The sequence below is a fragment of the Pseudoalteromonas sp. S1727 genome (assembly GCF_005886375.1).
Lineage (GTDB): Bacteria > Pseudomonadota > Gammaproteobacteria > Enterobacterales > Alteromonadaceae > Pseudoalteromonas > Pseudoalteromonas haloplanktis.
Genome location: NZ_PNDT01000211.1, coordinates 1 through 647 on the forward strand (window position 1 = coordinate 1; position 647 = coordinate 647).

Annotated in this window: 1 protein-coding gene; it reads right to left on the reverse strand. The window is 48.4% G+C overall.

The genetic code is table 11. The features are described from left to right. On the reverse strand, window positions 1-647 hold a 647-nt coding region (locus CWB85_RS21670; RefSeq protein WP_171039063.1), incomplete at both ends, for an RICIN domain-containing protein.

Here is a 647-nt window from a genome sequence, read left to right on the forward strand (position 1 = left end):
ACCGCTTTGTTGGCTCATTACTGCCACGCTGCCAACTGGCTGTAATTGCCAGTCACCACATGCCGTGTCTTTGCCTTGTTGTAACACGGCTTGATTTTGTGCGGCTGAACACCCTGCTACGGCTAATGGTTTTTCAGTGTAGCGATTGGTAATAGTGACATTTCCATCAGTACTTGGGGCAACTTTCCATTGCTGGCAGAAGTTGTTACGCCATGCCGCAGATTGCGTTTTCGCATTATTGGCATCGCTACAATTAGCCAACTCTAAAAACTTGCTGTCTTCGCGATTTGCTAAACGGACAAAGCCATCAGTAGTGGCATCAATCACCCACTGGCCATTGGTTGCAGCACATTGGCGTTGCACAGCACGCGCATCTTGAGGATCGGCTGCAATGTCTAAACACAAACCGCTAGTTGCATTTACTAGGTTATAACGCTGACCTTGCACACGAGTAACCAGTGGTCCGTATTCGCCTGATGGCGGAGCGACTTCAACACCCGGTGTTACAGGTTTTGCAAAGTTTGGCGTGCCATCATCATTCCAAGTAAATTTTTGCGCACGTAAAGAACGTGTGGCACTACAACCATGTTCGACTGAGTCATTGCCGTGATATACCAGCCAATCTTGACTGCCATCTGGAGAAGTGA